Genomic DNA, 3,621 nt, shown 5'->3' with positions numbered 1-3,621 from the left:
AAGTCCCGCCTGCCCCGCGACGCCCGGCACGCGCTCTCGACGCACCGGGCACAAGCCCGAGTACGTCCAGTACGAGGGCCTGCACCCGGCACGCCGAGAGCACGCACCGGACGCCGCAGGGCCCGCCCTACGGGCGGACGACGGGACTTTCGCAAAGGCCCTAGATCCCGGCCGCCCGCACCGCCTCGTAGATCTCGGCGGCCACGTCCTTGAGCTCCTGGACGTCCCGGGCCTGGCCCTGGAGCTCGAAGAAGAACTCGGGCAGGCCGCTCTCGGCGTGGGCCGCGAGGTCCTCGACGATCTGGGCGACACTGCCCTGGAACGGGGAGCGGTCGGCGCCGTCGTACGCCTTCGGGGTGTACTGCGCGTTCACCCGTACCACCGTCTCGATCGGGGCGGTGCGTCCGCGCTCGGCCGCCAGGTCCCGCAACTGCCGCCACTGCGAGGTCAGTCGCTCGGCGCCCATGCCGATGGGCATCCAGCCGTCGGCGCGGTCGACCAGCCGGGTCATCGCCTTCCTGCTGTTGGTGGGCAGCAGGATCGGGATGGGGCGGGCGGGCTTGGGGCCGACCACGGCCGAGGCGATCTTTGTGATCCCGCCCTCGTACATCACCGGGTCCGGGCCCCACACCGCCCGGCAGACGTCGATGATCTCGTCCAGGACGCGGCCCCGCTCCTTGAACGGCGCCACACCCGCGGCCGCGTACTCGTCGAGCGACCAGCCGGTGCCGAGCCCGGCCAGCACCCGGCCGCCGCTCGCCGCGTCCAGGGTGGCGAGGGCCTTGGCCAGCTGGAAGGGGCCGTGCAGCGGGGCCACGAGGATGCTGGTGCCGAGGCGCGCCCGCTCCGTCGCCGCGGCGGCCAGGGTCAGCGTCACCAGCGGGTCCGGTACACCGCGGTACAGGTCGGGCCAAGGGAGGCCCTCGATGCCGTACAGACCCTGGGTCATGGGTTCGGGGTACAGGGCGCGCTCGTAGACCCACAGGCTCTCGTAGCCGATCTGTTCGGCGGTACGTGCCACGTCGGGGACATCGCGTCCGATGTCGTACTGCCGCGCTTGGGGAAGGCTCAGGCCCAGCCGAATGGCCATGCGTACGCTCCTTTGCGTCGGTTCAATCGTCAACCTAACGCGGAAACAGGGGAGTCGGCGCGGTGCGTCGCGGTGCGTGGCCGGATCAGTCCGGCAGTGGCGTGAGCAGCATGCGTCCCGCGAAGCCGACCGCCGTGTCGAGGCGCTCGGTGAACTCCTCGGCCACGTCCGGGAGGCGGCGCAGTGCCCAGAGGGCCCGGGCTGCCGTCCAGGTGGCGTCGCGTGCCCGCTCCAGGCTCCAGGAGCCGAGCAGATGGGTGAGGGGGTCGGCGATCTGGAGGAGGTCGGGGCCCGGCATCAGCTCTTCGCGGATGCGCTCCTCCAGAGAGACGAGGAGGTCGCCCACGCGTTCGAACTCATCCTCCAGATCGGCCGGTTCGCAGTGCAGGCTACGACATGCGTCCACGACGGCGAGCGCCAGGTCGTGGCCGATGTGCGCATTGATGCCCGCCAACGCGAACTGCAGCGGACGTACCCCGGGATGGCGGCGGAACTGGAACAGGGGTCGCCAGCAGGCAGGCGGTCGCCGGCCGTCGGACACCGCCTCGACGGCGGCGAGATAGCGCTCCGCGAACCGCACGTCCAGCGTGATCGCCGCCCGGGCGTCCGGGAACCGGCCGGCGTCGATCCGCCGGTCGACCTCCTCCGTGACGGCGAGGTAGACGCGGTTGAAGACCGCGATCCCGTCCCGCTCGGGCAGGGTCGAGTCCAGGGCGCGCATACGGGAGACGACCGCGTCCACGGATGGGATGAACTGTTCCAATTGCGGCATGAGGGAAGGGTCTCAGTCCTAGGCTGACCGGAGTGGCGGCGGGTCCGACGCTTCCCCAGAACGGGGGAACGGGCGCCCGTTGCGGGGGAGGGGGAGCGGACGTGTCAGGCTCACGTGCGCAGCGGCTGGCCGCCCGCAGGAGCCGGCGCAGGCGTGCCCGACGCAACGCCATGGTCGCGGTGGCCTCGGTGGTGGTCGCCGTCGGTACCGCGACCGGCATGATCTCCGCCCTCGACGACGGGCGCGGCGCCGACGAGGCGAAGCCCGAAGTGACCAGCTCACCGCGGCTCGATCAGCTGCCCGTGGTGCCCTCTCCGTCCGCCACCGTCACCAAGTCGCCCTCTCCCGAGCCGAGTTCGACGAAGAAGGCCAGTCCGTCGCCGACCAGGACGGCGGAGAAGAAGCCGCGGCCCGCTCCCGCGTCCGCCCGCCTCTACCTCCACCCCGAATCCCACGTCCTCGACTGGGTCCGCGCCCACCCGGCCGACCCGCGCACCCCGCTCATCGAGTCCCGTATCGCCGACCGGCCGGCTGCCGTGTGGTTCGCCGACTTCACGCCGACGACCATCACCGCCCGGGTCCGCGCGGTCACCTCGGACGCCGCCGCGCAGGGCCGGGTGCCGGTGCTCGTGGCGTACGCGATCCCGGACCGCGACTGCGGAGGTGCCTCCCAGGGCGGGGCGCCCGACCTCGATGCCTACGACGGCTGGATCGACGACTTCGCGGCGGGGCTGGGCTCCGGCGAGGTCGTCGTCGTCCTGGAGCCCGACTCCATCGCCCAGTCCGAGTGCCTCTCCGACGGCCAACGCGCGGACCGTTTCGCCTCGTTGGCCCGCGCGGGCCGCGTCCTCAAGGCCGCCGATCCGAAGGCGCGGGTGTACTACGACGCCGGGCACTCCGGCTGGAACCCGGCCGCCGCACAGGCGGCCCTGCTGAAGCGGGCCGGCGCCGCCTCGGCCGCCTCCTCCGACGGGATCTTCAGCAACGTCTCCAACTTCCACACGACGTCCGACGAGATCGCCTACGACCGCCAGGTCCTCGACGACCTGGGCGGCCCGTCGAGTCTCGGCGCCGTCATCGACACCAGCCGCAACGGCAACGGTGCTCCGGCCGACGGCGACTGGTGCGACCCCGCCGGCCGCAGACTCGGTCGGGCGCCGACGCTGAGCACGGGCGAGGCGCGGATCGACGCCTACCTGTGGGTGAAGCTGCCGGGGGAGTCGGACGGGTGCGAGGGTGCGCCGGGGACGTTCAGCCCGTCGTACGCCTATGACCTGGCGCGCTGACCCTCGCCTTCGGCTGCTTCGGCGTAGGGCTCGTCCAGGTGAGGTCTCGCCTTCTCTGTGCGTGAAGTTCTGTACGTGAAGTCCTGTGCGGACCATTGTCACGAATACCTCGGAGTTCTACGCTCGCACGGTCCTACTCATGAACTGCGTTCACATTCCTGACCATTCGTTCGATGGATCGGAGTGCTCGATGAGAGGAAGATCCCGTGCGGCCGTCCTGCTGGCCGCGGTGATGAGTCTTGGAGCCGTCCTCGTCCCCTCCGCGCAAGCGACCCCGAAGGCCCCGGACACGGCCGTCCTCGACGGTGGCCGAATGCAGCTGACGAAGGCCCGGCTGGACCGTGGTGATCCCCAACTGCGCCGGGCTCTACGGAACGTGACGGCCCGCGCCGACAACTGGCTGTCCCAGGGCCCCTGGACGGTCGTCGACAAGCCCAAACCCGCACCCGGCGGCGACATCCACGACTACCTCA

General features: G+C 71.4%; 3 protein-coding genes and 1 pseudogene. 2 read left to right on the top strand and 2 right to left on the bottom strand.

The window, feature by feature from the left end; translation table 11 throughout:
* Nucleotides 1-160: 160 nt before the first annotated feature.
* Nucleotides 161-1,090, bottom strand: coding sequence for an LLM class F420-dependent oxidoreductase (locus ACWC09_RS52325; protein WP_450859359.1), 930 nt, complete (start codon nucleotides 1,088-1,090; stop codon nucleotides 161-163).
* Nucleotides 1,091-1,175: 85 nt separating this feature from the next.
* Entirely contained in the window at nucleotides 1,176-1,862 is a 687-nt protein-coding gene (locus ACWC09_RS52320) for a DUF5995 family protein (RefSeq protein WP_450859357.1), read from the bottom strand.
* 170 nt (nucleotides 1,863-2,032) lie between these two features.
* On the opposite strand from ACWC09_RS52320, the gene ACWC09_RS52315 reads away from it, so the two are divergent.
* Complete coding sequence (locus ACWC09_RS52315; protein ID WP_450859360.1) at nucleotides 2,033-3,148, top strand: glycoside hydrolase family 6 protein; 1,116 nt, start codon at nucleotides 2,033-2,035, stop codon at nucleotides 3,146-3,148.
* Between the two features lie 190 nt (nucleotides 3,149-3,338).
* A pseudogene (locus ACWC09_RS52310) lies at nucleotides 3,339-3,621 on the top strand (alginate lyase family protein); the annotation flags it as partial.

The organism is Streptomyces sp. NPDC001617, from assembly GCF_053596855.1.
Note: the sequence above shows the minus strand (reverse complement) of the source record. Positions and strands in the feature narration are given on the sequence as shown.

Excerpts from the sequence above, each read along its gene's own strand:
- ACWC09_RS52325 (WP_450859359.1), bottom strand. The coding sequence starts at position 1,090 with ATGGCCATTCGGCTGGGCCTGAGCCTTCCCCAAGCGCGGCAGTACGAC.
- ACWC09_RS52320 (WP_450859357.1), bottom strand. The coding sequence starts at position 1,862 with ATGCCGCAATTGGAACAGTTCATCCCATCCGTGGACGCGGTCGTCTCC.
- ACWC09_RS52315 (WP_450859360.1), top strand. The coding sequence starts at position 2,033 with ATGGTCGCGGTGGCCTCGGTGGTGGTCGCCGTCGGTACCGCGACCGGC.